At 62.1% G+C, this 22349-nt stretch carries 30 protein-coding genes; 14 read left to right on the top strand and 16 right to left on the bottom strand.

The genetic code is table 11. The features are described from left to right. Positions 1-133 precede the first annotated feature (133 nt). A complete protein-coding gene (locus tag C7A17_RS19060; protein WP_106739495.1) occupies positions 134-868 on the bottom strand; it encodes a sulfite exporter TauE/SafE family protein in 735 nt (244 codons plus the stop codon). Positions 869-1046: 178 nt separating this feature from the next. Between C7A17_RS19060 and C7A17_RS19065 the strand changes: the two genes are divergently transcribed. Then, positions 1047-1940, top strand: coding sequence for an EamA family transporter (locus C7A17_RS19065; protein WP_106739496.1), 894 nt, complete (start codon positions 1047-1049; stop codon positions 1938-1940). 54 nt (positions 1941-1994) lie between these two features. Here the strand turns inward: C7A17_RS19065 and C7A17_RS19070 are convergent, their stop codons facing one another. The 3 genes from C7A17_RS19070 to C7A17_RS19080 all read right to left on the bottom strand — a co-directional run bounded on the left by C7A17_RS19070 (position 1995) and on the right by C7A17_RS19080 (position 4493). Next, a complete protein-coding gene (locus C7A17_RS19070) occupies positions 1995-2534 on the bottom strand; it encodes a DUF1003 domain-containing protein (protein WP_106739497.1) in 540 nt (179 codons plus the stop codon). A 60-nt stretch (positions 2535-2594) separates the two neighbouring features. Next, on the bottom strand, positions 2595-4124 hold the full coding sequence (locus tag C7A17_RS19075) for a sensor domain-containing diguanylate cyclase (protein ID WP_106739498.1): 1530 nt from the start codon (positions 4122-4124) through the stop codon (positions 2595-2597). An 87-nt stretch (positions 4125-4211) separates the two neighbouring features. Then, positions 4212-4493, bottom strand: coding sequence for a peptidylprolyl isomerase (locus tag C7A17_RS19080; protein ID WP_003462270.1), 282 nt, complete (start codon positions 4491-4493; stop codon positions 4212-4214). A gap of 166 nt (positions 4494-4659) precedes the next feature. Between C7A17_RS19080 and C7A17_RS19085 the strand changes: the two genes are divergently transcribed. Then, positions 4660-5001, top strand: coding sequence for a hypothetical protein (locus tag C7A17_RS19085; RefSeq protein ID WP_106739499.1), 342 nt, complete (start codon positions 4660-4662; stop codon positions 4999-5001). Positions 5002-5136: 135 nt separating this feature from the next. Continuing rightward, the gene (locus C7A17_RS19090; RefSeq protein ID WP_106739500.1) at positions 5137-5586 is read left to right on the top strand and encodes a hypothetical protein; all 450 of its coding nucleotides are present in this window, start codon (positions 5137-5139) and stop codon (positions 5584-5586) included. 12 nt (positions 5587-5598) lie between these two features. Here the strand turns inward: C7A17_RS19090 and C7A17_RS19095 are convergent, their stop codons facing one another. Beyond that, positions 5599-6648: a GGDEF domain-containing protein gene (locus C7A17_RS19095; RefSeq protein WP_106739501.1), complete on the bottom strand. Its 1050-nt coding sequence runs from the start codon at positions 6646-6648 to the stop codon at positions 5599-5601. Positions 6649-6827: 179 nt separating this feature from the next. On the opposite strand from C7A17_RS19095, the gene C7A17_RS19100 reads away from it, so the two are divergent. Next, positions 6828-7688, top strand: coding sequence for a CAP domain-containing protein (locus tag C7A17_RS19100; protein ID WP_106739502.1), 861 nt, complete (start codon positions 6828-6830; stop codon positions 7686-7688). Between the two features lie 13 nt (positions 7689-7701). Here the strand turns inward: C7A17_RS19100 and mdaB are convergent, their stop codons facing one another. Further along, the gene (gene mdaB, locus C7A17_RS19105; RefSeq protein WP_106739503.1) at positions 7702-8289 is read right to left on the bottom strand and encodes an NADPH:quinone oxidoreductase MdaB; all 588 of its coding nucleotides are present in this window, start codon (positions 8287-8289) and stop codon (positions 7702-7704) included. 150 nt (positions 8290-8439) lie between these two features. Between mdaB and C7A17_RS19110 the strand changes: the two genes are divergently transcribed. Both C7A17_RS19110 and C7A17_RS19115 read left to right on the top strand, forming a co-directional pair. Next, entirely contained in the window at positions 8440-8736 is a 297-nt protein-coding gene (locus tag C7A17_RS19110; protein ID WP_106739504.1) for a putative quinol monooxygenase, read from the top strand. Positions 8737-8846: 110 nt separating this feature from the next. Next, positions 8847-10160 (top strand): methyl-accepting chemotaxis protein, encoded by a 1314-nt coding sequence (locus C7A17_RS19115; RefSeq protein WP_106739505.1) that lies wholly within the window; start codon positions 8847-8849, stop codon positions 10158-10160. Between the two features lie 48 nt (positions 10161-10208). Here the strand turns inward: C7A17_RS19115 and C7A17_RS19120 are convergent, their stop codons facing one another. Beyond that, positions 10209-12218 carry a peptidase U32 family protein gene (locus C7A17_RS19120; RefSeq protein WP_106739506.1) on the bottom strand — a complete coding sequence of 670 codons (2010 nt, stop codon included), beginning with the start codon at positions 12216-12218 and terminating at the stop codon, positions 10209-10211. Between the two features lie 154 nt (positions 12219-12372). On the opposite strand from C7A17_RS19120, the gene C7A17_RS19125 reads away from it, so the two are divergent. Next, a complete protein-coding gene (locus C7A17_RS19125) occupies positions 12373-13017 on the top strand; it encodes a YecA/YgfB family protein (RefSeq protein WP_106739507.1) in 645 nt (214 codons plus the stop codon). Positions 13018-13172: 155 nt separating this feature from the next. Here C7A17_RS19125 and C7A17_RS19130 read toward each other — a convergent pair whose 3' ends face one another. Beyond that, a complete protein-coding gene (locus C7A17_RS19130; RefSeq protein ID WP_106739508.1) occupies positions 13173-13631 on the bottom strand; it encodes a BRO-N domain-containing protein in 459 nt (152 codons plus the stop codon). 116 nt (positions 13632-13747) lie between these two features. On the opposite strand from C7A17_RS19130, the gene C7A17_RS19135 reads away from it, so the two are divergent. Continuing rightward, entirely contained in the window at positions 13748-14161 is a 414-nt protein-coding gene (locus C7A17_RS19135; RefSeq protein ID WP_106739509.1) for a transcriptional regulator, read from the top strand. Positions 14162-14277: 116 nt separating this feature from the next. On the opposite strand, the gene C7A17_RS19140 is transcribed toward C7A17_RS19135, so the two are convergent. The 4 genes from C7A17_RS19140 to C7A17_RS19155 all read right to left on the bottom strand — a co-directional run bounded on the left by C7A17_RS19140 (position 14278) and on the right by C7A17_RS19155 (position 17289). After that, positions 14278-15099: an HDOD domain-containing protein gene (locus C7A17_RS19140; RefSeq protein WP_106739510.1), complete on the bottom strand. Its 822-nt coding sequence runs from the start codon at positions 15097-15099 to the stop codon at positions 14278-14280. Between the two features lie 169 nt (positions 15100-15268). Next, the gene (eco, locus tag C7A17_RS19145) at positions 15269-15745 is read right to left on the bottom strand and encodes a serine protease inhibitor ecotin (protein WP_106739511.1); all 477 of its coding nucleotides are present in this window, start codon (positions 15743-15745) and stop codon (positions 15269-15271) included. Between the two features lie 132 nt (positions 15746-15877). Then, complete coding sequence (locus C7A17_RS19150; RefSeq protein WP_106739512.1) at positions 15878-16225, bottom strand: cupin domain-containing protein; 348 nt, start codon at positions 16223-16225, stop codon at positions 15878-15880. 80 nt (positions 16226-16305) lie between these two features. Further along, positions 16306-17289 carry a LysR family transcriptional regulator gene (locus C7A17_RS19155; RefSeq protein ID WP_394337046.1) on the bottom strand — a complete coding sequence of 328 codons (984 nt, stop codon included), beginning with the start codon at positions 17287-17289 and terminating at the stop codon, positions 16306-16308. Positions 17290-17403: 114 nt separating this feature from the next. On the opposite strand from C7A17_RS19155, the gene C7A17_RS19160 reads away from it, so the two are divergent. Beyond that, a complete protein-coding gene (locus tag C7A17_RS19160) occupies positions 17404-17673 on the top strand; it encodes a DUF2798 domain-containing protein (RefSeq protein WP_106739514.1) in 270 nt (89 codons plus the stop codon). A 101-nt stretch (positions 17674-17774) separates the two neighbouring features. Beyond that, on the top strand, positions 17775-18518 hold the full coding sequence (locus C7A17_RS19165; protein ID WP_106739515.1) for a class I SAM-dependent DNA methyltransferase: 744 nt from the start codon (positions 17775-17777) through the stop codon (positions 18516-18518). Positions 18519-18556: 38 nt separating this feature from the next. Here C7A17_RS19165 and C7A17_RS19170 read toward each other — a convergent pair whose 3' ends face one another. Continuing rightward, positions 18557-18862, bottom strand: a complete 306-nt coding sequence (locus C7A17_RS19170) for a hypothetical protein (RefSeq protein WP_158704685.1) — start codon at positions 18860-18862, stop codon at positions 18557-18559. A gap of 230 nt (positions 18863-19092) precedes the next feature. On the opposite strand from C7A17_RS19170, the gene C7A17_RS19175 reads away from it, so the two are divergent. Then, on the top strand, positions 19093-19251 hold the full coding sequence (locus C7A17_RS19175) for a YqaE/Pmp3 family membrane protein (RefSeq protein WP_009615518.1): 159 nt from the start codon (positions 19093-19095) through the stop codon (positions 19249-19251). 162 nt (positions 19252-19413) lie between these two features. Here C7A17_RS19175 and C7A17_RS19180 read toward each other — a convergent pair whose 3' ends face one another. The 3 genes from C7A17_RS19180 to C7A17_RS19190 all read right to left on the bottom strand — a co-directional run bounded on the left by C7A17_RS19180 (position 19414) and on the right by C7A17_RS19190 (position 21272). After that, positions 19414-20121 carry a hypothetical protein gene (locus tag C7A17_RS19180; RefSeq protein ID WP_234035820.1) on the bottom strand — a complete coding sequence of 236 codons (708 nt, stop codon included), beginning with the start codon at positions 20119-20121 and terminating at the stop codon, positions 19414-19416. Next, positions 20096-20572: a hypothetical protein gene (locus tag C7A17_RS19185; protein ID WP_106739518.1), complete on the bottom strand. Its 477-nt coding sequence runs from the start codon at positions 20570-20572 to the stop codon at positions 20096-20098. The genes C7A17_RS19180 and C7A17_RS19185 overlap by 26 nt, the downstream gene beginning before the upstream one ends. Before the next feature lie 70 nt (positions 20573-20642). After that, a complete protein-coding gene (locus tag C7A17_RS19190) occupies positions 20643-21272 on the bottom strand; it encodes a hypothetical protein (RefSeq protein ID WP_106739519.1) in 630 nt (209 codons plus the stop codon). Between the two features lie 77 nt (positions 21273-21349). Between C7A17_RS19190 and C7A17_RS19195 the strand changes: the two genes are divergently transcribed. From C7A17_RS19195 to C7A17_RS19205, 3 genes are all read left to right on the top strand, one after another. Further along, positions 21350-21772: a hypothetical protein gene (locus tag C7A17_RS19195; protein WP_394337047.1), complete on the top strand. Its 423-nt coding sequence runs from the start codon at positions 21350-21352 to the stop codon at positions 21770-21772. Further along, positions 21756-21944 carry a DUF1289 domain-containing protein gene (locus C7A17_RS19200; RefSeq protein ID WP_106739521.1) on the top strand — a complete coding sequence of 63 codons (189 nt, stop codon included), beginning with the start codon at positions 21756-21758 and terminating at the stop codon, positions 21942-21944. The genes C7A17_RS19195 and C7A17_RS19200 overlap by 17 nt, the downstream gene beginning before the upstream one ends. A gap of 163 nt (positions 21945-22107) precedes the next feature. Next, positions 22108-22329: a hypothetical protein gene (locus C7A17_RS19205; RefSeq protein WP_106739522.1), complete on the top strand. Its 222-nt coding sequence runs from the start codon at positions 22108-22110 to the stop codon at positions 22327-22329. The last annotated feature ends 20 nt before the right edge of the window (positions 22330-22349 follow it).

Here is a 22349-nt window from a genome sequence, read left to right on the forward strand (position 1 = left end):
GAAATTGGTGGGCTGAAGCCCACCCTACCGTAGCGCGAAACTCTCAAGGGGGTTAGCCCACCAGCTTGTAGGTATCTACACCCGTTCGCAGACAAAACCATCGAAAATGAGCCTAAAGATAATGAACAGGCTCTTAGAGGTACCGCCAGATCAGTTGTATGCCGGCCAGTAGAATGCCCAGCCGGGCAATGCGGTAGAACCACAGGTGGTTGACCCGTGATTGCAGCCACAGGCCGCTCCATACGCCCAGCGGCACGATGGGGGCGAGCATCAGGCTCAGCAGCAGGTTTTCCTGGGTGAACTGGCCCAGCGCGGCATAGGGGAACAGCTTCGCCGCGTTGGTCAGCAGGAAGAACAGGTTGATGGTGGCAACGAAACGCACCTTCTCCAACTGCTGCGGCAACAGGTGCATCATCACCGGTGGGCCACCGGCATGGGCGACGAAACTGGTGAAGCCGGCCAGTGTGGACAGCAGCGTACCGCGGCCTTTGTGCAGCGGGCGTGGCGCCTGGTTGCCGACCACCAGGCCGAGTCCGACGAAGAGGATGGCGATGGCGCCAATCAGTAGACCGATGGCGCGCTCGTCGAAGAAGCCGAAGGTCAGCGAGCCGATGACGATGCCGATCACGGCACCGGGCAGCATGACCCTGAGGTTGGCCGTATCCCATTTGCCCCAGTAAGCCTTCAGCCCCACCACGTCGGCCAGGCAGAGAATCGGCAACATGACCGCCACTGCCTGTTTCGGTGAGGTCGCCAGTGCCAGTAGCGGTACGGCGATGCCGCCCAGAGCGCCGCCGAAACCGCCCTTGGACAGCCCGGTAAGGAAGATCGCCGGCAGAGCGAACAGCAGAAAGTCGTGCAGGGTCATGAGGCATTACGAGCGAGGGGGAGGGCGCAGAGTAGCAAAGGCCATGTGCTGACTGAACGCCTTGCAGGCGATCAGGGGGCGATCAGCGCACTGTGCGGTGTTTTTCTTCTGGCACTGTGTCTGCCGCATTATCGGCCATGCGGGTCTAATGAGTGCCCTTCGTTCTAGGACTGTTTCCATGTCACCCAAGGATCTGCTGCTGGCGCTGCTGGTGATCGTCGTCTGGGGGCTGAACTTCGTGGTGATCAAGGTCGGCCTGCACGGCATGCCGCCGATGTTGATGGGCGCTCTGCGCTTCATGCTCGCCGCATTTCCCGCGATTCTCTTCGTGCGTCGGCCACAAGTGCCGCTGCGCTGGATGCTGGCATACGGCATGACCATCTCGCTGGGCCAGTTCGCCTGCCTGTTCTACGCCATGTACGTCGGCATGCCCGCCGGTCTGGCGTCGCTGGTGCTGCAATCGCAGGCCTTCTTCACCCTGTTTTTCGCTGCACTGTTTCTCGGTGAGCGGCTGCGCGGCAGCAACCTGTTCGGTCTGCTAGTGGCGGCCAGCGGCCTGGTGCTGATCGGCCTGCAGGGCGGGCATACCATGACCCTGGCGGGTTTTGCCCTGACCATCGCTGCGGCCTCGATGTGGGCGCTGGGCAATGTGGTCACGCGCAAGCTGGGCAAGGTCAATCTGGTTGGTCTTGTTGTCTGGGGCAGCCTGATCCCACCGCTGCCGTTCCTGGCGCTGTCGCTGTGGCTGGAGGGGCCGGAGCTGATCGGGCAGTCGCTGCGCACGCTCAACCTGGATTCGATGCTGGTGCTGGCTTACCTGGCGTTCGGTGCGACCATTCTCGGTTATGGCCTGTGGAGCCGCCTGTTATCGCGCTATCCGGCCAGCCAGGTGGCGCCGTTCTCGTTGCTGGTGCCGGTGGTGGGCATCAGCTCGGCGGCGCTGCTGCTGGGCGAGCGCCTGGGGCCGTTGCAGATGATCGGCGCGGCGCTGGTGATGGTGGGGCTGTTGATCAATGTCTGGGGCGGGCGTTTGCTCGATAGCTGGCGCCGGCGCGAGCCGACGCTGCCTTAGGGCGTATTGCTGAAACAGGTGCTGGTGCGCATGGCGCACCCTACGATCACTGGCTCAGTCGTGCGGGCGCTTTTCCGGTAGGCGTTCGAGGATCTGATCCAGGCGCTGCTGGATCTTCTGATCGATCTTCTCGTGCAGGCGCATGATCTCCAGCTCGGCACGCAGGTTCACTTCGAAGTCCAGCCGTGCGGCGAGGCGATCCTTCGCCGCCTGGCGGTTTTGACTCATCATGATGATCGGCGCCTGGATCGCTGCCAGGGTCGAGAGCATCAGGTTGAGGAAGATGTAAGGGTAGGGGTCGAAGGCCATGCCGAAGTGCGACAGGACGTCGGTGTTGATCAGCATCCAGCCGAGCATGGTCAGTGCGAAGCAGATGATGAACGTCCAGGAACCACCCACTGCGGCGACCTTGTCCGACAGGCGCTCGCCGAAGCTCGACTCTTCATCCGAGGCGTCGGCAGCATCGCGGCTAATGGGGCGGCGCTGACGGATCTGTTCGAGTACGTGGGTTTCTTCCGGCTCGAGTTCGTGCAGAGGTTTGCCGAGCAGGTTCTGGGCCAGTTGCTGCAGAGGGTGCGGGGTGCCGTTGCTCATCGTGACCGATCTTCCGTGGCTGACAGTTCGAAGCGATGCTGAACCGCTTCGGCCGACTTGTCACCTCTCTGGAGCCATATGCAACTGCGCAATTTCCAGACGGTTGCGACCTTCGGCCTTGGCTCGATAGAGGGCCTGGTCGGCCGCCTCGATCAGTTTCAGCGCCAAGTGAGTACTGTCTTGCGCGTCAGGCGTCAGGCTGGCCACGCCGACACTGGCTGTGACCCTGGCGAACGGGCTGTCCTGGTGAGGCAGGTTGCGCTGTTCCAGCGCATCCATGAAGGCACGCGCGACGGCTTCTGCACCTTCACGCGTGGTGTTTGGAAGGATCACCACCAGCTCTTCTCCACCGTAGCGCGCCGCCAGATCCCCCGGACGGCGTACGCATTGCTTGAGTACATCGGCCACGGTGCGCAGACACTCGTCACCGGCCAGGTGGCCATAGTGGTCGTTGTAGCGCTTGAACAGATCGATATCGAGCAGCATCAGTGACAGGGATGAACCACGCCGCTGCGCCCGGCGAATCTCCACTTCCAGCGCCTGGTCGAAACTGCGGCGGTTGGCCAGGCCGGTGAGTGCATCCTGCGAGGCCAGTATCTCCAGGCGGGCATTGGCATCGAGCAACTCTTCCCGGGCGCTGAGCAACTGGCGTTCGGCGCGTGAGCGACGGCGGATGTCGACGATCAGGCGCTGCCCGATGATGCTGACGGCGAGCAGCAGAAGCAGAATCAGCGTGGCGAACAGTTCGGCATCGCGACGCCAGGCGGCCAACGCCTCGTCACGGCCAAGAGCGACGGCGGTGATCAGTGGCAGGCGATCATTGCGGCGGAAGGCATACACACGCTCGGTTCCGTCGATGCGTGAGGTCTGCAAGGCGGTCACGGGGTTGTGTTCGCGTAGCATTTCCATGATGGGCGAGTCTGACCAGTTCAACCCGATATCCTGCTCGCGAAAGGGGTGGCGAAATAGAATCCGGCCATCGCTGGTCGACAGGCTCATCGTCCCTTGGGTGCCCAGGTTGAGGCTGCCGAACAAGTGGAGGAAATGCTCAACGCTCAGGGTGATGGCGACGACGCCGGAGAACTGGCCGCTGGCATCGTTCAGGCGTCGACTTACGGTGAACACCCATTCGCCGGTTAGGCGGCTTTTGATGGTGGGACCGATGAACGTATCGGTGGACGGCGTGTCGCGGTGATGGATGAAGAATTCACGATCCTCGGCATTGGGGCGAGAGTTGATGTCGCCCCGAGAGACCAGCAGGCGGTTGCCATCGGCGCCGTAGATGATGATGGTGCTGGCCAGTCGCAGGACGCGGCTTTGTTCCTGCACCACGGTCTGCAGGCGTTCGAGGTGCACATGATCCTTGCCCTCTTGCTCCAGTCGTTCAGCCAGATCCAGCAGCACCAGCTCGGACTGGCGAATGACGCCTTCGCTGTAGTTGTCCAGGGCCTGAACCAGGTTGAGGTTAGCCACGTTCAGCTCGTGCAATGCGCGCTCACGGGAAAACCAGATCTGCCAGGCCGTCAGCAACGCCAGGGACAAGCAGATGAACACCAGCAGGATGGAAGTGAGCCGAATACCGCGCTTCATGGTGAAACCCAGAGCCCTACTACGTGGGTACTGAAAAAGGCTTGGGCAAGAGAAGAGCCGCAGATGCGGCCCTTCCTTTGCTGAGAATCAGTCCTGGCGGCTGGTAACTTCCAGCAGGTGGTAACCGAACTGGGTTTTCACCGGGCCTTGGACGACGCCGACCGGTGCGCTGAACACCACGGTATCGAATTCCTTGACCATCTGGCCGGGGCCGAAAGAACCCAGGTCGCCGCCGCTACGACCGGACGGGCAGGAGGAATTGTCTTTCGCCAACTGGGCGAAGTCGGCACCACCTTCGATGGCGGCTTTCAGTTCGTTGCACTTGTCTTCGCTGGCAACCAGGATGTGGCGGGCAGTGGCGCGGGCCATGGGAGTACCTCCTTTCAATTGAGGTGCAGAGCCTAGCGCAATCGACTCGACAAGCAAACGGTAGGCCGTTCGTCCATTGTCATGAGTCATGCCTGCATCTCGTTTGTCCCACCTTCTGTAAGCGGGCGTTTGCCCTGAACTCAGGTTTCACTGAGGAGACTTGCAGATGAACACCCTGAGCATCGACGGTTGGCGTAAGGCCGACAACGACAGCAAATCCATCCCCATCGGCACCCTGCAGTTCTATGTCAGCGAGCCGGAACACCTGCGCCTGGAGCAAGCCGAGGAGCAGCTGCAGCGCAGCGGCACGCGCGACATGATGATCGATGCCGACACGCAGACGCTGGAGCTGGTCATGCCGGATGGCTTCGGCCCGTTGAGCGAGTGCAAGTGGCGGGTCTACCTCGGTGGTGAGGAGGGGCGCGGCCAATTCCACCTGGTTGGCTACAGCGCCGAGGATGGTTGCCTGATCTACAGCAATGCGGTGATGGTCGACCTGCTGGGGTGATACGCACGGGCAAAGCCTTGCCTGAAGGTGGCAAATCACTGCCGCAGGGAAGCGTGCAACCCCTGTAATCAGGGGCCTGTAGCGCCTGGCCCGGAATCTGCTTTGCATGAGGCAAACGCTTTTGGCGGAGGCCCCATGACCAGCATCAACAACAGCACGCCTGCCATGCTCAGTTACTACGGCAGTCAGCTCAACAAAAGTTCGACTACAGGCAGCGCTGAGAGCGAAGGCCAGAGCAGCCAGGATCCCCTGGGCGACCTGCGACGCTTTGCCAAGCAAGTGGTCGCGCGCAGTGAAGGCGGATTGCTGCGGGCAATGAACGGCGGCAGTGCATCCTCCAGCAGCGGCATACAGCGCAGCGCCGAGAGCAAGCCCTCGACGCCTTCGGTGATTCAACTGCCGGACGTGACCACGCTCGATCGCGACGATGCCGCCAAGCTGCTGGCGCAGGTGCAGAAAATGGTGGATGCCGGCCTGGACGGCAGCGTGCGTATCGCCGGGCACAATGGCGACAAGCAGACCGATTCGCTGGAAACCTATCGCCAGTGGCTGCAGGAGAAGGGCGGCCTCAGCGTTTACGCCTGAGCTGCCCGTGCCTCAGCTCAGTGCCGGCTGGGTGTCGCCAGCGTCTTCTGTGCTGATGACCCGATTGCGCCCGGCGCGCTTGGCGGCGTAGGTGCGTCGATCCGCTGCCAGCATCAACTCGTCGAGCGAATGCCCGTCAGCGCCGAAACTGGCGACGCCCGCGCTCAGCGTCATGCTGAGTGATCCGCTGGCCAATTCGAGCGGCGCCGTCGCCAGGCGCAAGCGCAGGCTTTCTGCGATCTCCCGCGCTTGCCCGACGGTGCTGCCAGGCAACAGCACGGCGAACTCCTCGCCACCCAAGCGACAGAACAGATCATTGATACGCAGACGCTGCGCCAGCACCTTGGCGAAGTGATCCAGGGCGCGATCGCCTGCCTCATGGCCAAACTGATCGTTGATCTGTTTGAAATGATCGATGTCGATGAATATCAGCGAAAGCGGCGTACCGTTGCGCAGTGCATGCGCGCGTTCACGCTCGAACACTTCCGCCAGCTTCACCCGGTTCGGCAGACCAGTCAGTGCGTCGGTGGTGGCCAGCTCGGTCAGGCGCTTCTCGTTGCCGATTCGGCTGCGCTCGTAGATGTGCGCGAAAACCATCACTGCCAGGCTGGCCAGCCCGAGGTTGGCGATGATCTCCACGTTCTGCAGCAATTGCTCGGAAGAGAAGCGGCGGCTGAAGACGAACAGACCAATGCCCACGAACAGCAGCGAAACATACATGCCCAGGCGCAGGCCCAGTAGCAGGTAGCAGATGATCGGGATGGTCTGGATCCAGCCGAACACGGCGAAGCTGGTATGAGGCTGGGCCAGCGCCACCATCATGATGCTGAAGAACGGCAACAGGTAGATCGCGGTCAATAGCTGCAGGTTGCGTGTTCGGTCGAGGATGAGCAGCAGATACAGCGAGACGCCGGCATAAGCGATCTCCAGAAGCGCCAACAGCCAGTTGTCATGCAACAGATTGATTACCGAGAAGAACAAACCACCGCCCAGCGTGATCCATAGCAGAGCCTTGAGAACCAAGCGGCGGTGTTGTTCGTTCTGTGCGTAGTGACCGGGCATCAGGTGTTCTCTACAACGGAGGAGGCGAAGTGATGCATGACAGTAAGTGGCTATGCAGGAAGCCTGCCGGCTGTTCTCGGATGCCCGTATTCACGGGGCTTCGGCAAGCGCGGGAAGCCGGCTATGATCCAGCGCCGGATGGTGCGTCAGAATCACGACGTTAGTGGGGAGAGAGCGGTATGACAACAACAATGATGAAATGGCGATGGAGTCGCTGCCTGTTGGCCGTGCTGGCACTGGCGGCTGCGTCTGGCTTGCAGGCCGCCGAGGGCGGGGCACTGATCGATGCGATCAACGCCTATCGCAGTGAGGTTCAGCGTTGCGGTGTGCAGGCCTCCGAGCCGCTACCGCCGCTGGCCAATGATCCACGTCTGGTGCTGCCGGCCGACGGCACCGGCGACTTGCAGCAATCTTTGAGTGCAGCTGGCTATCCGCTGGTCAACGTGCAGGCCATTACTCTATCTGGCCCGCGCGATGTCCAATCGGCGATGCAGGCGCTGAGCGAAAGCTTCTGTCGTGTGCTGCTCGATCCGCAGTTCATCGATATCGGCGTCAGCCAGCAGGGGCGTGATTGGCGCATTCTCCTAGCGCGACCACTGCTCAGCGGCCGTTTGGGTGACTGGCAGAGTGAAGGGGAGAAGCTCTTGCAGCAGATCAACGCCGCTCGGGCCCAGGCGCGCCAGTGCGGCAACCAGGCCCTTGCCGCCGCTGCACCGCTTGCCTGGAGTGCAGAACTGGGCAGCGCAGCCGAGGCGCATAGCCGGGCCATGGCCAATGGCAACTTCTTTGCGCATCAGGGGCGTGATGGCCGTACGCCCGGGGATCGCGCGGAGCTGGCGGGTTACAGCGGCGGTCGGGTGGGCGAGAACATTGCCGCCGCGCTGGATACCCCGGGCAAGGTGGTCGAAGGCTGGTTGGCCAGCCCAGGCCATTGCGCCAACATCATGAACCCGCAATTCGATGCACTTGGCGCCGCCTACGGCAGCGACCCGCAGAGCGACGCCGGCATCTATTGGACGGCAGTGTTCGGCGGGCAATGAACCCCCGCAAGCATCAGTTGCTGCCGAATACCTTGGCCAGGTGTTGTTCGTAGCGCGCCACATCCTGCTCGATGTTCGGCACCTTCATCACGTCGTTGCAGATGAAGGTGGGCAAGGCGCTCATGCCGAGGAACTCGTTGGCCTTGTGGAAGGGGAAGTACACCGCGTCCACGCCTTTGCCTTCGAAGAAATCCGTCGGGTCTTCGAAGGCCTGCACCGGCGCGTTCCAGGTCAGTGACAGCATATATTGCTTGCCCTGGATCAGCCCGCCGCTGCCGTACTTCTGCGAGGCATCGGAGCGGGTACGGCCATCGTTGGCGTAGAGGCTGCCATGGCCGGCGGTGAAGACCTCGTCGAGGTACTTCTTCACCGTCCACGGTGCGCCCATCCACCAGCCGGGCATCTGATAGATCACCACGTTGGCCCAGAGGATTTTCTGCACTTCTTCTTCCACGTCATAGCCGCCGTCGATGAAGGTGGTCTTGACGTCGAAACCGGCGCGGTCGAGATACGCCACGGCGGCGTCGTGCAACGTGCTGTTGTAGCGGCCTTCGGAATGCGCGAACTGTTTGCCGCCGTTGAGTAGCAGGATCTTTTTCATGAGTGACTCCCGGAAATGATGGGAGCAGATTAACCATCGACCTGTTGTTGAAACAGCCGCTCGCAGGCAAAGGATTGTTGACTGATAGTCATGAAAGTGGCGACTTGGCGTGCGCTAGAGTGTGGCCATTCCTTCACGGCAGGAGCCAACATGCACGCCTTCATTCTTCACGCCCATACCAAGCCCGAGCAGGCCGAGGCCTTCGAACGCCTGTTCCGCGCCTACATCGACCCCAGCCGCGCCGAGCCGGGCTGCATCGAGTACCACATGCTGCGCGATGCGCAGGATCCGACGCTGTTCATCTTCTACGAGGTCTGGGCTTCGCAGGCGGCGCTGGCCGAGCACATGGCGCTGCCGCATATGCGCGCGTTCCACGAACGGCGTATGGACTACCTGCGGCGCGATCTGGACGTGCGGGCAGTCGAGGTGCTCGGCACGGTTGCTTGACGCACCGCTTTTCACGCTTTGCCAATCGCCTTCTATGCTTGAGTTGACGCCGGCCTCGATTGATTCGCAGGTCGGCCGTTCACAGGAAGAGGACTGCTTGGAGAAGGCACATGTTCGGTAACCAGTTGAAGAAGGAGTTGCAGCAGAAAGACACCGAGCTGTCGCTGTACAAGCAGCTCGTCCAAGGCATACAGGCGCAGAAGATCATGCTGTCGATCGATCCCCAGCGGCGGATCGTCGATTGCAACGACAAGTTCGCCCGTTTCGTCGGCTATGCGCCCGAGCAACTGAAAGGGCGCCCGCTGAGCGACTTCGTGCCGGCCTACGTCAAGGATCTGCCGTGCTACAAGGATCTCAGCGCGGCGATCGTTTCCGGTCATTCGATCAGTGATCGCTATCGTTTCCTGCGCAGCGATGGCGCGCTGGTGTGGGTGCAGGCTTCCTGGATGCCTCTGGCGGACGAACGGGGCGTCGTGCAACGCGTTCAGTGCATCGGCAGCGAGATAACCGAGAGCATGAACAAGGCGCGCGAGAACGAGGATTTCATCAACGCACTGCTGCGTTCGACCGCCGTGATCGAGTTCGACCTGCAGGGCCACGTGCTCACCGCCAACGAGCAATTCCTGAGTGCCATGGGCTACAGCCTGGATCGGATCAGGGGCCAACACCACCGCATCTTCTGCGAACCGCAGGAGTCATCCTCCGCCGAGTACACACGCTTCTGGGAACAACTGAACCGCGGTGAGTTCGTTGCCGGGCGCTTCAAGCGCGTGGACAGCCACGGCCACGTGGTCTGGCTCGAAGCCACTTACAACCCGGTGCACGACACCCAGAATCGTCTGTACAAGGTGGTCAAGTTCGCCACGGTGATCACCGATCAGGTCAACCGCGAAGAAGAGGTCAACGACGCGGCTGACACCGCCTACGGCATTTCCCAGCGCACCGACACCACCGCCCAGCGCGGCGATCAGGTGGTGACCGAGACGGTGCAGACCATGCAGCGCATCGCCGAGCAGATGACTTCGGCCTCCGAAGGTATCGAGGCCCTCGGCAAGCAGTCGGTGCTGATCAGTACCATGGTGCAGACCATCGGCGGTATCGCCCAGCAGACCAACCTGCTGGCTCTGAACGCGGCCATCGAGGCCGCGCGGGCAGGGGAGCAGGGCCGTGGCTTCGCCGTCGTCGCCGACGAGGTGCGCCAGCTCGCCAGCCGCACCAGCAAGGCCACCGAGGAGATCGTCGGGGTGGTGCAGGACAACCAGAAACTGGTGGACGCCGCCGTGCGCGACATGGCCAACAGCCGCACCCAGGCCGAGGCCGGCCTGGAGCTGGCCAATCAGGCGGGTGATGTGATCGTGGAGATTCGTCAGGGTGCCAAGCAGGTGCTCGGTGCCGTGGAGCGCTTCGCCCGACAGCTGCATTAGGCCTTCACTGCTGGAGCCTGCCGAGGATGCGCCTGGCGCACCCTCGGATCAGTGGCTGTAGCCCGGTTTCTGGCGAATGGTCTTGAGCAGATCATCCGGGCTGATGTGGCCGACCACTTGCGTCGCGGCGCTGCCCGGATGCGGCAGGTCGAGGATATGGCCCTTCATCTTGCCGATCACATGCATCTCGCACGGCTTACAGTCGAACTTCAGGGTCAGCACTTCATCGCCGTGCACCAGCTGCATCGGTGCGACGCGGGTCTTCACGCCGGTGACGCCCTTGGCCTGCTTCGGGCACAGGTTGAAGGAGAAGCGCAGGCAGTGCTTGGTGATCATCACCGGTACTTCGCCGGGCTCTTCGTGCGCCTCGTAGGCGGCATCGATCAGCTGTACGCCGTGGCGATGATAGAAGTCACGCGCCTTCTGGTTGTAGACGTTGTAGAGGAACGACAGGTGCGATTCCGGGTACACCGGTGCCGGTTCGGTCTCGGCCTTGCGATGGCCGCGCGGGTGGGCGGCGACGCGCGCTTCGGTCAGCGCCTCGATGGCGTCGCGGCGCAGTGCCTTGAGCTGCGAGTTGGGCACGAAGAACGCCTGTGGTGCATCCAGCGTCACGCTTTGGGCGTGGTAGATGGTGGTGCCGAGCTGGGTGAGCAGGTCGCGCAGGCCGTCGAGTGCCTGTTCCGGCTTGTTGGCCGTGCCGAACGGGCCGGGCAGGGCGACGTCGACGCTGATACCTTCCTCACTGGTGGCGGTGAGCTTGAGCGCATCCTCGCGCAGCTCGGCCTTCCAGCTCACGCCAATGCGGCGCTCGGCACTGGTGCGTTGCAGGGCTTGCTGCCAGTTGTGGTCGAGGTTGCGCGAGAGCGGGTGATTCGGGCGCAGGCGGAACAGCCCCTCGGGCATTTCGTTGGGCTCGACGCGGTAGCGGTAGCGCTTCTCTCCGTCTTCTTCGAACTCACCTTTGAGTTCGGCGATGTTGGCGCGGAAACCGACCACCTCGCGTTTGACCAGCACGTTGAGGCCGTCGCCGTTGGACAGCGGCTCGTGGGTGACGGCGATCAGGTCGCGCTTGTTCACCTTCTCGACATTGCCTACTGCCAGCCCGGTGAAGGTCGGCGAGTCGAAGGCGCCGATGTCCACCTTTCGCTCGGTGACGAAGTAGTCGGTGCTGCCGCGGTGGAAGGTCTTGTCCGGATCAGGCACGAAGAAGTGCGCGGTACGGCCGCTGGAGGCGCGGGCCAAGTCCGGGCGATCCTCGAGAATCGCGTCGAGTTCACGGCGGTAGTGGGCGGTGATGTTCTTCACGTAGGCCACATCCTTGTAGCGGCCCTCGATCTTGAACGAGCGCACGCCGGCCTCGACCAGGGCGCGCAGGTTGGCGCTCTGGTTGTTGTCCTTCATCGACAGCAGGTGTTTTTCGTAGGCGATCACGCCGCCTTTTTCATCCTTGAGGGTGTAGGGCAAGCGGCAGGCTTGCGAGCAGTCGCCACGGTTGGCACTGCGCCCGGTCTGCGCATGGGAGATGTTGCACTGGCCGGAGAAGGCCACGCACAGCGCGCCGTGGATGAAGAACTCGATGGCGGCATCGGTTTCATCGGCAATGGCGCGGATTTCCTGCAGGTTCAGTTCGCGCGCCAGTACCAGCTGGGAGAAGCCAGCCTGGTCGAGAAACTTGGCGCGTGCCAGGGTACGAATGTCGGTCTGGGTGCTGGCATGCAGCTCGATGGGCGGAATATCCAGCTCCATCACCCCCATGTCCTGCACGATCAGCGCATCCACACCCGCGTCGTAGAGCTGATGGATCAGCGTGCGTGCCGGCTCCAGCTCATCGTCATGCAAGATGGTGTTGATCGTGGTGAACACCCGCGCGTGATAGCGGCGGGCAAACTCCACCAGCCCGGCGATATCGCTCACTTCGTTGCACGCATTGTGCCGCGCGCCGAAGCTCGGGCCGCCGATGTAGACGGCGTCGGCGCCATGCAGGATGGCCTCGCGGGCGATCTCGACATCACGCGCAGGGCTGAGCAGTTCCAGGTGGTTCTTGGGCAAGGACATGGTTTTTCTATTTAGGGCTGAGGCACGGTTGGGCGCGCATTGTACCGGGCCATCGCGGCGGGGGCATCCGCGATATGCCGGACGGCGGCTCAGGCTGTCTGAATCCACGTATCTGTGGGACAGTAACGCCCTTTTTTCAGCGTGAGGCGTGGCGATGGACAACAGAGGGTTGGAGAAGCTCGATCAGTGGCTGCTCAAGTACGGCAACGATGACTCGATCCTGTCCGCCAGCGAGCTGGACGGCTTCTTTGCCGCCATCGTCTCGGCACCGCGCCAGGTCGCGCCCGCCGTCTGGTACTCGGCGATCTGGGCCGATCAGCCGCCGCAGTGGCCCAGCGACAAGGATGGCGAGCGCTTCATGAAGCTGGCTGTCGAGCTGATGAGCGAGGCGACCTACATGCTCAGCGAGGAGCCGGACGACTACGAGGCGATCTTCCTGGCGGACAGCAACGGCAAGGGCGAGAAACTGATCGTCTCGGAGTGGTGCTCGGGCTATCTGCGTGGCGCTGCGGTGGCCGGCTGGCTGGAAGAGGCATTGCCCGAGGCTGCGTCAGCGGCGCTGAAGCTGATCGCCCTGCACGGTGACGAAAGCGGCACGGAAACGCTCAAGGCCATGTCCGACGCCGAATACGATGCCAGCACGGCGATGATCGAGCCGGCAGCGGTCGAACTCTACGAATACTGGCAGCAGAACCTGCAGCCCTTGCTGCCGGTACGCCGCGATGACGCCAAGGTCGGTCGCAACGATCCGTGCCCCTGTGGCAGCGGCAAGAAGTACAAGCAGTGCTGCATGTCGTGACGGAGCCAAGCGCCGTCATGGCAACCCTGGCAGGCCCATGACCGTCACTCCCGCGAAGGCGGGAGTCCAGGTGCCACCGCTATCTCTGGGTTCCCGCCTTCGCGGGAATAACGATGGTTTCATCACATTCCTGAATTCACCCCGCCCCACTGCGCTCAGCCGCAACGGTGTTCATCGTTCAGTCCAAGCAGTTCCGGCCGACTTCCGAACAACTGCATCACATCGTTCACCGACATCCACCAGTCGTCGTGCCATTTGAGCACGCGCAGGCGCTTGTCTGCCGCGTTCAGTTGCCGGTAGCTCGGCAGGTTGGCGCTGCTGAACAGGTGCGGCAATAGGGCCTGGCATAACCACTCGCGCAGGCGCTCGGCTCGTGGGCTGGTGCTGTGCAGGCTCAGGCGCAGCAGATTCTCCAGATCGATCATGGCCTGCGGCGTTTCTTCGTTGCCGAACAAGATGCCTTCGGGGCGGCAGTGGCTCAGCAGCGCCGCGTGTTCGTCGGCCAGTTCCAGTGCCTGGCAGACGGGCTGCGCGGCGAACCAGAAACGACCATCCGCAGCCCGCTGCACAGTGAGGCGGATATCTTCGAAGCTGGGGTTGAGTGGACTGATCATGGCGCCTCCTTGTGCACGAAATAAAACCTTCCGAATAACGATGAAATCATGAATTTCATTTAAAATACAACTGAATGTTCAATCAAGCATGGAAGCGGAATTTAACGTCCGCGTCCATGACCGAGAAAACAGAATTCGCCCAGCGCTTGCGCAGTGCCATGATCGCGGCTGGCTATCCAGATCGCCCAGCCGTGCTGGAGCGTGAGTTCAACTCGCGCTACTGGGGGCGCTCCGTGACCTTCCAGGCCGTTTCACGTTGGCTGCGTGGTGAGGCGATCCCTTCCCAGGACAAGTTGCAGGTACTGGCCGAGTGGCTGCGTGTCGAACCGCAGGTGCTGCGCTTCGGTGAGCGCGCCGCGGCTACCGTGCGTGAGCAGCGTGGTCGTTGGGAGGATCCGAAGTTCTATCAGGAACGTGAGGTCATCGAGGCCTTTCTGGGCCTGCCGATGCCGCAGCGCAAAGTGGTGCGTGAAGTGGTCATGGCCCTGGCCGTTGCAGCCAAGGCCGATACCGACAAGAAATCAGGCTAACGCTGAGCACGCATTCACGCCTGGCGCGGTTTTTCATCTTCTTCCCTGCTTGCTCTTGACCAGCTCCCGCCAGCGCCCTGAGCGAAGCGACGGGCTGTCGCCAGACAGACCTCATTTCACCCCAGCAACTCGGCGAATGCCTTGTCTGCCTCGAGTACGGCGGGCAGCGCCTGGAACAGTTTGCCCAGGTCGACCTCCTCGAACAGTGGACCTTCCAGGCTCTGTTGAGCCTGCTCGCTGACGCCGTCGAGTTCGATGGTCTCGCCGATCAGTACCGATTGCGCCACCAGCCGGGCATAGACCCCGTCGTCCGGCGCCTGGCTGGGGCGGGCCTGGTAGCCGATGGCGTGCTGGATCAGTTGCGGCAATTGCCAGCGGCGTGCCAGTTCGGCGCCAACTTCCGGGTAGCCGAAGCCCAGTTGCAGGGTTTCCTCGGCGGCATGAGCGGCGGCTTCGCGCTGCGGTTGGCGGTTGAGGCGGCGGGCAAAGTCCGGCGCGCCGGCCTGGATCAGCAATTCGCCGATGTTGTGCATCATCCCGCAGGTGAAAGCGGCGTCGGCGTCGAGTTGCAACTGCCTGGCCAGAGTGCGGGCGATGCTCGCCACGCGGAAGCTGTTGAGCCAAAAGGCCTTCAGGTCGAAGCCGGTGTCCACCTTGAACGCGCCGGTCACCGCCGAGGCCATCACCAGCGTGCGCAGGGTGTTGAAGCCCAGGCGCATGGCAGCGTCTTCCACGCTGGTGGCTTCTCGGGCGCCACGAAAACGTGCCGAGTTGGCCAGGCGCAACACCTTGGCGGCGATCACCGGGTCACGTTCGATGTTGCGTGCCACGCTTTCCAGATTGGCGCTGGGGTTGTCGAACTGCTGGATCAGCTCCTGCGCGACCTTGGGGATGCTGGGCAGGCTATGCAGTTCGGCGAAGAGGTGTTCGATATCCATGGCTGGTTCCGCTACAGATGCTTGCTGGGGATAAGCCGGAGCATAACCAGCAAGGGAGTTGGAGTCAGCGTGATAAAGGCGTCAGCGCGGCTTATTTTCATAAGCCGCGCTGGGCAACCTGTGTCGATGGGCTATCGGTGACGGGAAAGGCTGTCGCGCGAGCCGCCTGTCACTGACGCGGCGCTTGGGTGACGTCGCTGCCGGCCGACCAGATGCGATAGCGCACCTCGACGTCCGATGGGGCGTAGATCACCAGCGGCAGCTTGCTGTTGTAACGCACTAGTTGCGGCTCGCCGCCAACGCGTACGAAGGCCGGTTTACGGCTGCCGTCCGGGCAGGCCATCAGCGTGCTCATCGCCGGGCCGACCTGGCCCAGCTCGTAATAGCTGTAGCCCCAGCCTTCCACGGTCTTTTCCTGCCACTGGCCACCTAGACGCTGCTGGTTGCAGTCCACTTCCAGGGTCTTGCCGGCGATGATCTCCACCTTGTGCTCGGCTTCGTCGGCCTGCGCTGGCAGCTCGATTACATGGCGGCTGTAGCCGTCGGCGGCGGCAGGATAGGGCTTGAGTGCCTCGAGCGTGGCGGCGCAGGCTGCCAGGGGCAGGGCGCAGGCGAGGGTGAACAGCGGCAGTTTGAGTCGATTCATGAGAATTCCTTGCTGAAAGACCTTGTGGGTCGTCCGTGGTTGGAAACCGCCGGATCGGCGGAGTAGCACTGACCGTTGTGAATAGGCCAGGTTCCTGGGTTTTTCAAGCAAGGTTGCCGCTGTCAGGCCGCGTCAGGCGAACACGAAGTACTTGCGCACCGTCTCGACCACTTCCCAGGTGCCTTTCATGCCGGGCTCGACCACGAAGATGTCGCCGGCCTTGAGGTGAATCGGCTGCATGCCGTCCGGGGTGATGATGCAGTAGCCTTCCTGGAAGTGGCAGTACTCCCACTTCACGTATTCCACGCGCCATTTGCCCGGTGTGCAGATCCAGGTGCCCATGATCTTGCTGCCGTCATCGGAGGTGTAGGCGTTGAGATTGACGGTGTGCGGCTCACCCTCGATGCGCTCCCATTTGCAGGCGTCGACGACGGGCATCGGTTGGGTGTCGCGCAGGACGGTGATCGGTTTGTTGGCCATGTCAGGCTCCTGATTCAGACAAAAGGTTTCCCACCTTAGGCCGCAAGGCTGTGGTGCAATTGTCTGGAGTCGACCTCCGGCTAGTCGTTTGCGCTGTCCGACGCGTCTCGCCAGTTGCCGCCAGGGCGCGGCTTCAGTTCTGCCGGCAAGGCCTGCAGCAGGTAATCCATGAACAGGCGAACCTTGGGCGTCAGCTCGTAGCGATCACGCACGCACAGGTAATAATCCAGCGGTGCGCTGGTCGCCCGGCTGCGGGTGGGCGTCGCGGAAGAGAACAGCTCCACCAGTTCGCCGCGTGCCAGGTAGGGATCGGCGACGAAGGAGGCCAGGCGGGTGACGCCTCCACCTGCTGCCGCGCATAGGGCGAGGGCGTCGATGTCGTTGCTGCTCATGCTGGCCCTGACCTGTGCATCGAAGTGCAGACCGTCACGCACGAAGCCCCAGCGCAGGAAGCGTCCGTCGACAGCGATACGAAACAGCAGGCAGTCGTGATCGCGCAGATCCTCCGGCTCGCTCGGTCGTCCGGCACGCTGCAAGTAGGACGGGGCGGCGCAGAAACGAGTCTGCGCGGTGGCGATGTGCCGGGCGACCAGGCCGTCCTGCAACTGCTGTTCGATGTGGATGCTGACGTCCACGCCTTCCTGGATGTGGTCGACACTGGCGTCGGTGGTCAGCAGTTCGCAGCGGATGCGTGGATGGCGAGCCATGAAGCCGGGGATCCGCGGTGCCAGCACGTGGCGGCCAAAGGCGGCACTGGCGGCGATGCGCAGCAGGCCACGGGGCTCATCCTGCAGGTCGGCCACGGCGGCGCGGGCCAGCTCCAGTTCCTGGATCACGCTCTGCACCCGCTCGAAGTACAGCGCACCGGCATCGGTGAGCGCCAGGCTACGAGTGGTTCGGGTCAGCAGGCGTGTGCCCAGGCTCTGCTCCAGGCGGGCGATGTTCTGGCTCGCTGCCGCGGCGCTGATGCCCTGTAGCCTGGCGCCAGCGGCAATGCTGCCGCTTTCCACGGCTTTGACGAAACTCTCCAGGCCGCGCAGGGTATCCGTGCTTTTGCTTTCCAATACTCGATCGATCCGTAAGTTAAGCTTGATACTTAACTTACCTTTGCCCCTCTACCGCGGCAATCCCTGGTCTCGTTAGAGTGCCTCGCACTTCATCCAACCGGTACCGCGCCCATGTCCGATCTCGAACTCACTCCCTCTGCCACGCGAAGCTGGAAGCTGCCTGCCCGCGCCATGCCCGTGGCGTTCGCCTTCTTCATGTCAGCGATCATGGCCATGCTCATGTCGCTGGTGATCACCGCTGCCAACAAGGGGATTGGCGACGGCTATCTGCAAGCCGTGCTGAGCGCCTACAGCCTGGCGATGCCGGTGGCGTTCGTCTGCGTAATGCTGGTTCGGCCCATCGTGCTCAAGCTGGTCAGCCTGACGGTGCGCATGCCCTGAATCGGTAGCGCCGCGCGGGGGCGCCAGCACGTCGAAAGCATGCGCTATCGACGCTTTGCTTGAGCTATGATGCGCGCCCCTCGACATCCCGGCAGGTCATCATGTCCGGCAATGCCCTCTACACCGACCTGTCGGGTTACTACGACCTGATGTGCGCGGATATCGACTATCAGGCGCAGAGCCACTGCATCCATCGCCTGCAGCAACTGTTCGGCAATGGCGGCAAGCGTCACCTCGACCTGGCCTGCGGCACTGGCCCGCATGTGCGGCACTTCCTCGATGCGGGTTACGCCAGCGCCGGCCTCGACATCAATCAACCGATGCTCGACCGCGCCGCCGTGCGCTGCCCCGAGGCGCGCTTCGACCTGCAGGACATGTGCGGTTTCAGCGTGGAAACGCCGCTGGATCTGATCACCTGCTTTCTCTACTCCATCCACTACAGCGCCAGTATCGAGCGACTCAAGGCCTGCATCGCCAGCGTGCATGGCGCCCTGGCGAGCGGTGGGGTGTTCTGTTTCAACGCGGTGGACAAGCAGCGCATCGACAACGCCTCGTTCGTCTCCCACAGCGCGCGTTATGCCGAGGGCCAGTTTCGCTTCAGCTCCGGTTGGTACTACCGCGGCGAGGGCGAGCACCAAGCGCTACGACTGCGCATCGAGCGAAGCGTGGATGGGCAGACCGAGGTCTGGGACGATGAGCATCCCATGGTGGCAGTGAGTTTCGCCGAGTTGCAGGCGCTACTGGAGCCGCACTTCGAGGTGCAGGTGCTGGAACATGATTACCAGCGGCTGATGCCCTGGGATACCGCATCGGGTAATGCACTGTTCGCCTGTATCAAGCGCTGATGGGGTGGGCAGGGCATTCCATGCGGTGCCCGACAACGTCACTCCGACAGCTCCTTGCCGCAGTGCAGGCAGTTGGGCGTTGCTGGGTCGTGCTGGCGGCCGGCGCGTTCGTCGACACGCTCATGGGGCAACTCCCCGCATGAGGGGCAGGAATAGTCGGTGATCGAATGGTGCAGGCGATAGAGATTGACCAGTACACCCGCAATCACCACGGCCATGGCAACCAGCAGCTCGCCTCCCATGCCAAAGATGGCCAGGACGAACAGCCCGATCACCAACACCGCAAGCAGCGATTCGAGGAAGTTGGATTGCATGCGCTGACGGTCATAGTCTTGAGGAGTCATGGACTCAGCTTCCTTGTTGTTATCCCCCGAATCCTGCCGATATAGCACTCTGCTGGCAACCACCGGCGCGACGAGCAGGGTGGGCACCTTCACGGCTTCCCTCCTTCGGCCGCTCTGCCATGGTCTTTCTCCTTAGCCGGGAAGGGGCCAGCGCAGCCGTGGGAACCGCTCTCCTGAGTCAAGGGTCTATGGTTCTGACCGCGTCTTGGACGCCAAGAAGGAGCTTTGCCATGGATCTTATCCGCATCTTGATCGCTATCATCCTGCCGCCGCTGGGTGTGTTCCTGCAGGTGGGTTTTGGCGGTGCGTTCTGGCTCAACATCCTGCTGACGCTGCTGGGTTACATCCCAGGCATCGTCCATGCGGTCTATATCATCGCCAAGCGCTAGGGAAACTCTGAAAAAGCCCCATACCGTCACTCCCGCGAAGGCGGGAGTCCAGGTACCGCGGGAGTCTGGATTCCCGCCTGCGCGGGAATGACGACTATTTCAGACTCTCCCTAGAGGCTCGGCAGCCTCTCCAGGCATGTATGGCTGAGCCTGGTGCGACGGCTACCTGTCTCGCTCGGTATTGCGGCGAGGCAGGTATAACTTGGTCATCACCGCCCATTGCAGGGAGCGCTCGTCCTCCAGCCGCACGGTTCCTGTCTTGCGCTGTACACATGCCGGGTCGTTGCCTGCGTAAGTGATCGCTTCGTCGATGGCCAGCTTCCAGGTCTGCTCGTCAAATCCCACGCCTATCAGGATCACACTGCCGGTCGCTGCAGACTGGTCGGCCGCGAGAAGGCGTGACATGTACCAGAAATCATCAGATGCGCTGAGAAGCATCTTGCCGCGGTTGTGGTTGGCGAACGGCACCTTCAGTTCGATGTAGTGGTAGCCGTTGGTCTCAGCATCACGCGCCCACAAGTCGCATTGCTTGGTTTCGCGATCCATCTGCCCACGCCGCTGATCCAGCCAGACTTTGTATTCGACCCCGACATCCGTCTGAGGCTGCAGCCCGTAGCGTTCAGCCAGCCACAGATAAAGCTCGATCTTGAACCAGCCTTCGAAGCCGTTGCGCAGCTTGGATAGCTGCTTCAGGGCTGGGGTGCGGCGATCTTGCAGATCGTTCAGGAACGCCTGAAAGGTATCGGCGACATGTGTAATGCCGGGCATCGGAACTCCCGTCGTATGGATGGCTGTGCAAGGGGCGTGGCGCTTGGCTGTGCGGCCATGAGCGGCGCATGGGCGGTCAATAATAGAAATCTTCTGCTGCATGCTTTCTCTGCCGCGTCAGGGCAAAGAAAGACAGGCACAGCAACAGGATGATCGCCGTTGTGCAGCCGATGAAAACCTTGGCGTCCGTACCGCTGGCGTCGTAATTGGCCTGCGTCATCTTGATCGAGGGTGACCAGGTGGAGTGGATCACCGCGATCGTGTCATCGATGGCGTATGACGCGGGGTCGTTCTGCCTGTTCTGGGTGTAGGTATCCGTGAACGTTGTTCCGTCAGCGTCATAGCTGTAGGTGATGATGTTCAGGTCAGGGTTGGGTGTGCTCTGTATCTCGGTAATGCTGGCCTGCGCCTGCTGACTGCCGAGCAGCATGAAGAGCGAGGTCGCACCGTGGTTGCTCATGAGGGCAAGAATGGCCAGGGGAACGATCGCGATCAACGACAGTGTGGAGAGCGTGGCGAGGAAATCTCTTTTTTCTTCTCGTGGGTAATACATTGCTGATGTCTTTAGTGAGGGCTGGGGCGTTTTATCGCGGTTCTAATCCTGCCGTTATCCGAGCCACTCGCTATTGCGGCGCGACCAGAAAGGGGGCGACGCTGCCGAAGGGATAACTGCCCATGCCGACCTGGATGCGGGGGCCGTTGGCCGGCACGCTGCTGCCCACCACCATGACGTTGTCGATCAGCACCTGTTTGCCAGGGTTGCGGTTGTCTGCCGCGACGATCAGGTAGTAGGTGCCGTCGCGGTCGACCTGCCCAGTCAGATCCTGATCGATGACACCGACGATGCCACGCACCTGGCCAAAGCCCTGACCCACCACCTTCGACTCGTCGTCCAGCAGAATCAGATAGGGTGCCAGCACGTACTTGCTGAAGCCCAGGCAGGCGTTCACGCACCACGAGTTCACCTTGATCTGGAAGGGCTTGCCGGCTTTGAGGTCAACCGAAAATACCCGGTAGTTCGATGGCGTGCCGTTGATCAGCAGGCGAGGTTCCTCGGCGGTGATCTTCCACTGCTCGGGGCGCCAGCCGGGCGCAATCTGCATGGGCTGGGCGGAGGTATTGCGAAGGGCCTCCTCCGGTGTTTTCGCCAGCGGAGTCGAGGCGTTGACGACTTGTTCCTGATACAGGTGCTGTGGGTTGGCACTGCAGGCTACGAGGCCGAGGCACAGGCTCAATAGAATGATATTTCGCATCTTTTCTTCCTTGAATGATCAGGGCCGTTTCGGGCGTTGCGCCGCTGTGCGCGCGAGCATAAGTCGAAAGGGCTCGGGTGAAAATCAATCCGTGTCCTTTTCCTTTGGCGTTAAGTCCCTCGGGTAACATGGCGCTGCAACGAACTCAGACCCAGAAGGGCCTTATGGCATCGTCGAAACGAAAATACGCCGGCATCGAGCGCGAGCTTATCCGCACCCTGACCATTGCCTGCGAAACGGCAAAAAGCGAAATCGTCGGCTTCCAGTGGCTGACCCATGATGTCGACTACGAGCAGTTTCCGCAGAGCCTGGTGGTGACCTGGATGTTCGATACCGAGGCCAACAAGGCACGGGCACTCGCCAGCCCGGACAAGGAGAGAATGCTGGCCCTGACGTTGGCCGCCTTTGATGAAGTGGGCATCAGCGTTTCCAGTGTCGCCGCGCATGTCGCGTTTTCGGTCGAGCAGCCGGCAAGGGGCAAACGTGGCCAAGGACATTGAGAACCCCTGCGTGTCGCTGTGTCAGCTCAACAGCGAGCTGTGCGTCAGTTGCGGGCGCACGCGCGAGGAAATCCGCAAATGGCGGGGCATGAAACGCCCCGAGAAGATGGCCTGCGTGCAGAAGGCTGCGGTGCGGGTGAAGGCGATTGCCAAGAAGAAAGGCAAAGGCTAGCGGTCAATGATCGTTCCCACGCTCCGCGTAGGAATGCAGCCCGTGACGCACCGCGTCACGAGTACCAACGTGCACAGCTCTGAGCGGTATGTAGCGACGGGACTTATTTCTTCTTCTTGCAGCAGGGCCGACTGTTTCCCCCTTCGTCTTTCACTCGTCGATCATGTTCGTCGAGAACCTTAATGAGGGGCGTAGCCAGCGCGTTCTGCAGGCGCAGGAGCTGCGTGAGCTGCTGGACGCCAGGCAGTCAGTGCCCTGTGTTTATCGGGCCACTGCCTATGGCTTCAAAGCGTATCGTTCGGGCGTTCTACGGATACCTAGCGTCGATATCCTGCGCGAGCTGGCGGTCGTTCCCGCGCTGCCTGCTACCGACCGCGGCGGCTGATGCAGATGACGGTGCCAAAC

The sequence above is a fragment of the Pseudomonas mendocina genome (assembly GCF_003008615.1).
GTDB classification, from domain to species: Bacteria; Pseudomonadota; Gammaproteobacteria; order Pseudomonadales; family Pseudomonadaceae; genus Aquipseudomonas; species Aquipseudomonas mendocina_C.

Coding starts and splice junctions, on each gene's coding strand:
- C7A17_RS19060 (WP_106739495.1), bottom strand. CDS start 868: ATGACCCTGCACGACTTTCTGCTGTTCGCTCTGCCGGCGATCTTCCTT.
- C7A17_RS19065 (WP_106739496.1), top strand. CDS start 1,047: ATGTCACCCAAGGATCTGCTGCTGGCGCTGCTGGTGATCGTCGTCTGG.
- C7A17_RS19070 (WP_106739497.1), bottom strand. CDS start 2,534: ATGAGCAACGGCACCCCGCACCCTCTGCAGCAACTGGCCCAGAACCTG.
- C7A17_RS19075 (WP_106739498.1), bottom strand. CDS start 4,124: ATGAAGCGCGGTATTCGGCTCACTTCCATCCTGCTGGTGTTCATCTGC.
- C7A17_RS19080 (WP_003462270.1), bottom strand. CDS start 4,493: ATGGCCCGCGCCACTGCCCGCCACATCCTGGTTGCCAGCGAAGACAAG.
- C7A17_RS19085 (WP_106739499.1), top strand. CDS start 4,660: ATGAACACCCTGAGCATCGACGGTTGGCGTAAGGCCGACAACGACAGC.
- C7A17_RS19090 (WP_106739500.1), top strand. CDS start 5,137: ATGACCAGCATCAACAACAGCACGCCTGCCATGCTCAGTTACTACGGC.
- C7A17_RS19095 (WP_106739501.1), bottom strand. CDS start 6,648: ATGCCCGGTCACTACGCACAGAACGAACAACACCGCCGCTTGGTTCTC.
- C7A17_RS19100 (WP_106739502.1), top strand. CDS start 6,828: ATGACAACAACAATGATGAAATGGCGATGGAGTCGCTGCCTGTTGGCC.
- mdaB (WP_106739503.1), bottom strand. CDS start 8,289: ATGAAAAAGATCCTGCTACTCAACGGCGGCAAACAGTTCGCGCATTCC.
- C7A17_RS19110 (WP_106739504.1), top strand. CDS start 8,440: ATGCACGCCTTCATTCTTCACGCCCATACCAAGCCCGAGCAGGCCGAG.
- C7A17_RS19115 (WP_106739505.1), top strand. CDS start 8,847: ATGTTCGGTAACCAGTTGAAGAAGGAGTTGCAGCAGAAAGACACCGAG.
- C7A17_RS19120 (WP_106739506.1), bottom strand. CDS start 12,218: ATGTCCTTGCCCAAGAACCACCTGGAACTGCTCAGCCCTGCGCGTGAT.
- C7A17_RS19125 (WP_106739507.1), top strand. CDS start 12,373: ATGGACAACAGAGGGTTGGAGAAGCTCGATCAGTGGCTGCTCAAGTAC.
- C7A17_RS19130 (WP_106739508.1), bottom strand. CDS start 13,631: ATGATCAGTCCACTCAACCCCAGCTTCGAAGATATCCGCCTCACTGTG.
- C7A17_RS19135 (WP_106739509.1), top strand. CDS start 13,748: ATGACCGAGAAAACAGAATTCGCCCAGCGCTTGCGCAGTGCCATGATC.
- C7A17_RS19140 (WP_106739510.1), bottom strand. CDS start 15,099: ATGGATATCGAACACCTCTTCGCCGAACTGCATAGCCTGCCCAGCATC.
- eco (WP_106739511.1), bottom strand. CDS start 15,745: ATGAATCGACTCAAACTGCCGCTGTTCACCCTCGCCTGCGCCCTGCCC.
- C7A17_RS19150 (WP_106739512.1), bottom strand. CDS start 16,225: ATGGCCAACAAACCGATCACCGTCCTGCGCGACACCCAACCGATGCCC.
- C7A17_RS19160 (WP_106739514.1), top strand. CDS start 17,404: ATGTCCGATCTCGAACTCACTCCCTCTGCCACGCGAAGCTGGAAGCTG.
- C7A17_RS19165 (WP_106739515.1), top strand. CDS start 17,775: ATGTCCGGCAATGCCCTCTACACCGACCTGTCGGGTTACTACGACCTG.
- C7A17_RS19170 (WP_158704685.1), bottom strand. CDS start 18,862: ATGACTCCTCAAGACTATGACCGTCAGCGCATGCAATCCAACTTCCTC.
- C7A17_RS19175 (WP_009615518.1), top strand. CDS start 19,093: ATGGATCTTATCCGCATCTTGATCGCTATCATCCTGCCGCCGCTGGGT.
- C7A17_RS19180 (WP_234035820.1), bottom strand. CDS start 20,121: ATGCAGCAGAAGATTTCTATTATTGACCGCCCATGCGCCGCTCATGGC.
- C7A17_RS19185 (WP_106739518.1), bottom strand. CDS start 20,572: ATGTATTACCCACGAGAAGAAAAAAGAGATTTCCTCGCCACGCTCTCC.
- C7A17_RS19190 (WP_106739519.1), bottom strand. CDS start 21,272: ATGCGAAATATCATTCTATTGAGCCTGTGCCTCGGCCTCGTAGCCTGC.
- C7A17_RS19205 (WP_106739522.1), top strand. CDS start 22,108: ATGTTCGTCGAGAACCTTAATGAGGGGCGTAGCCAGCGCGTTCTGCAG.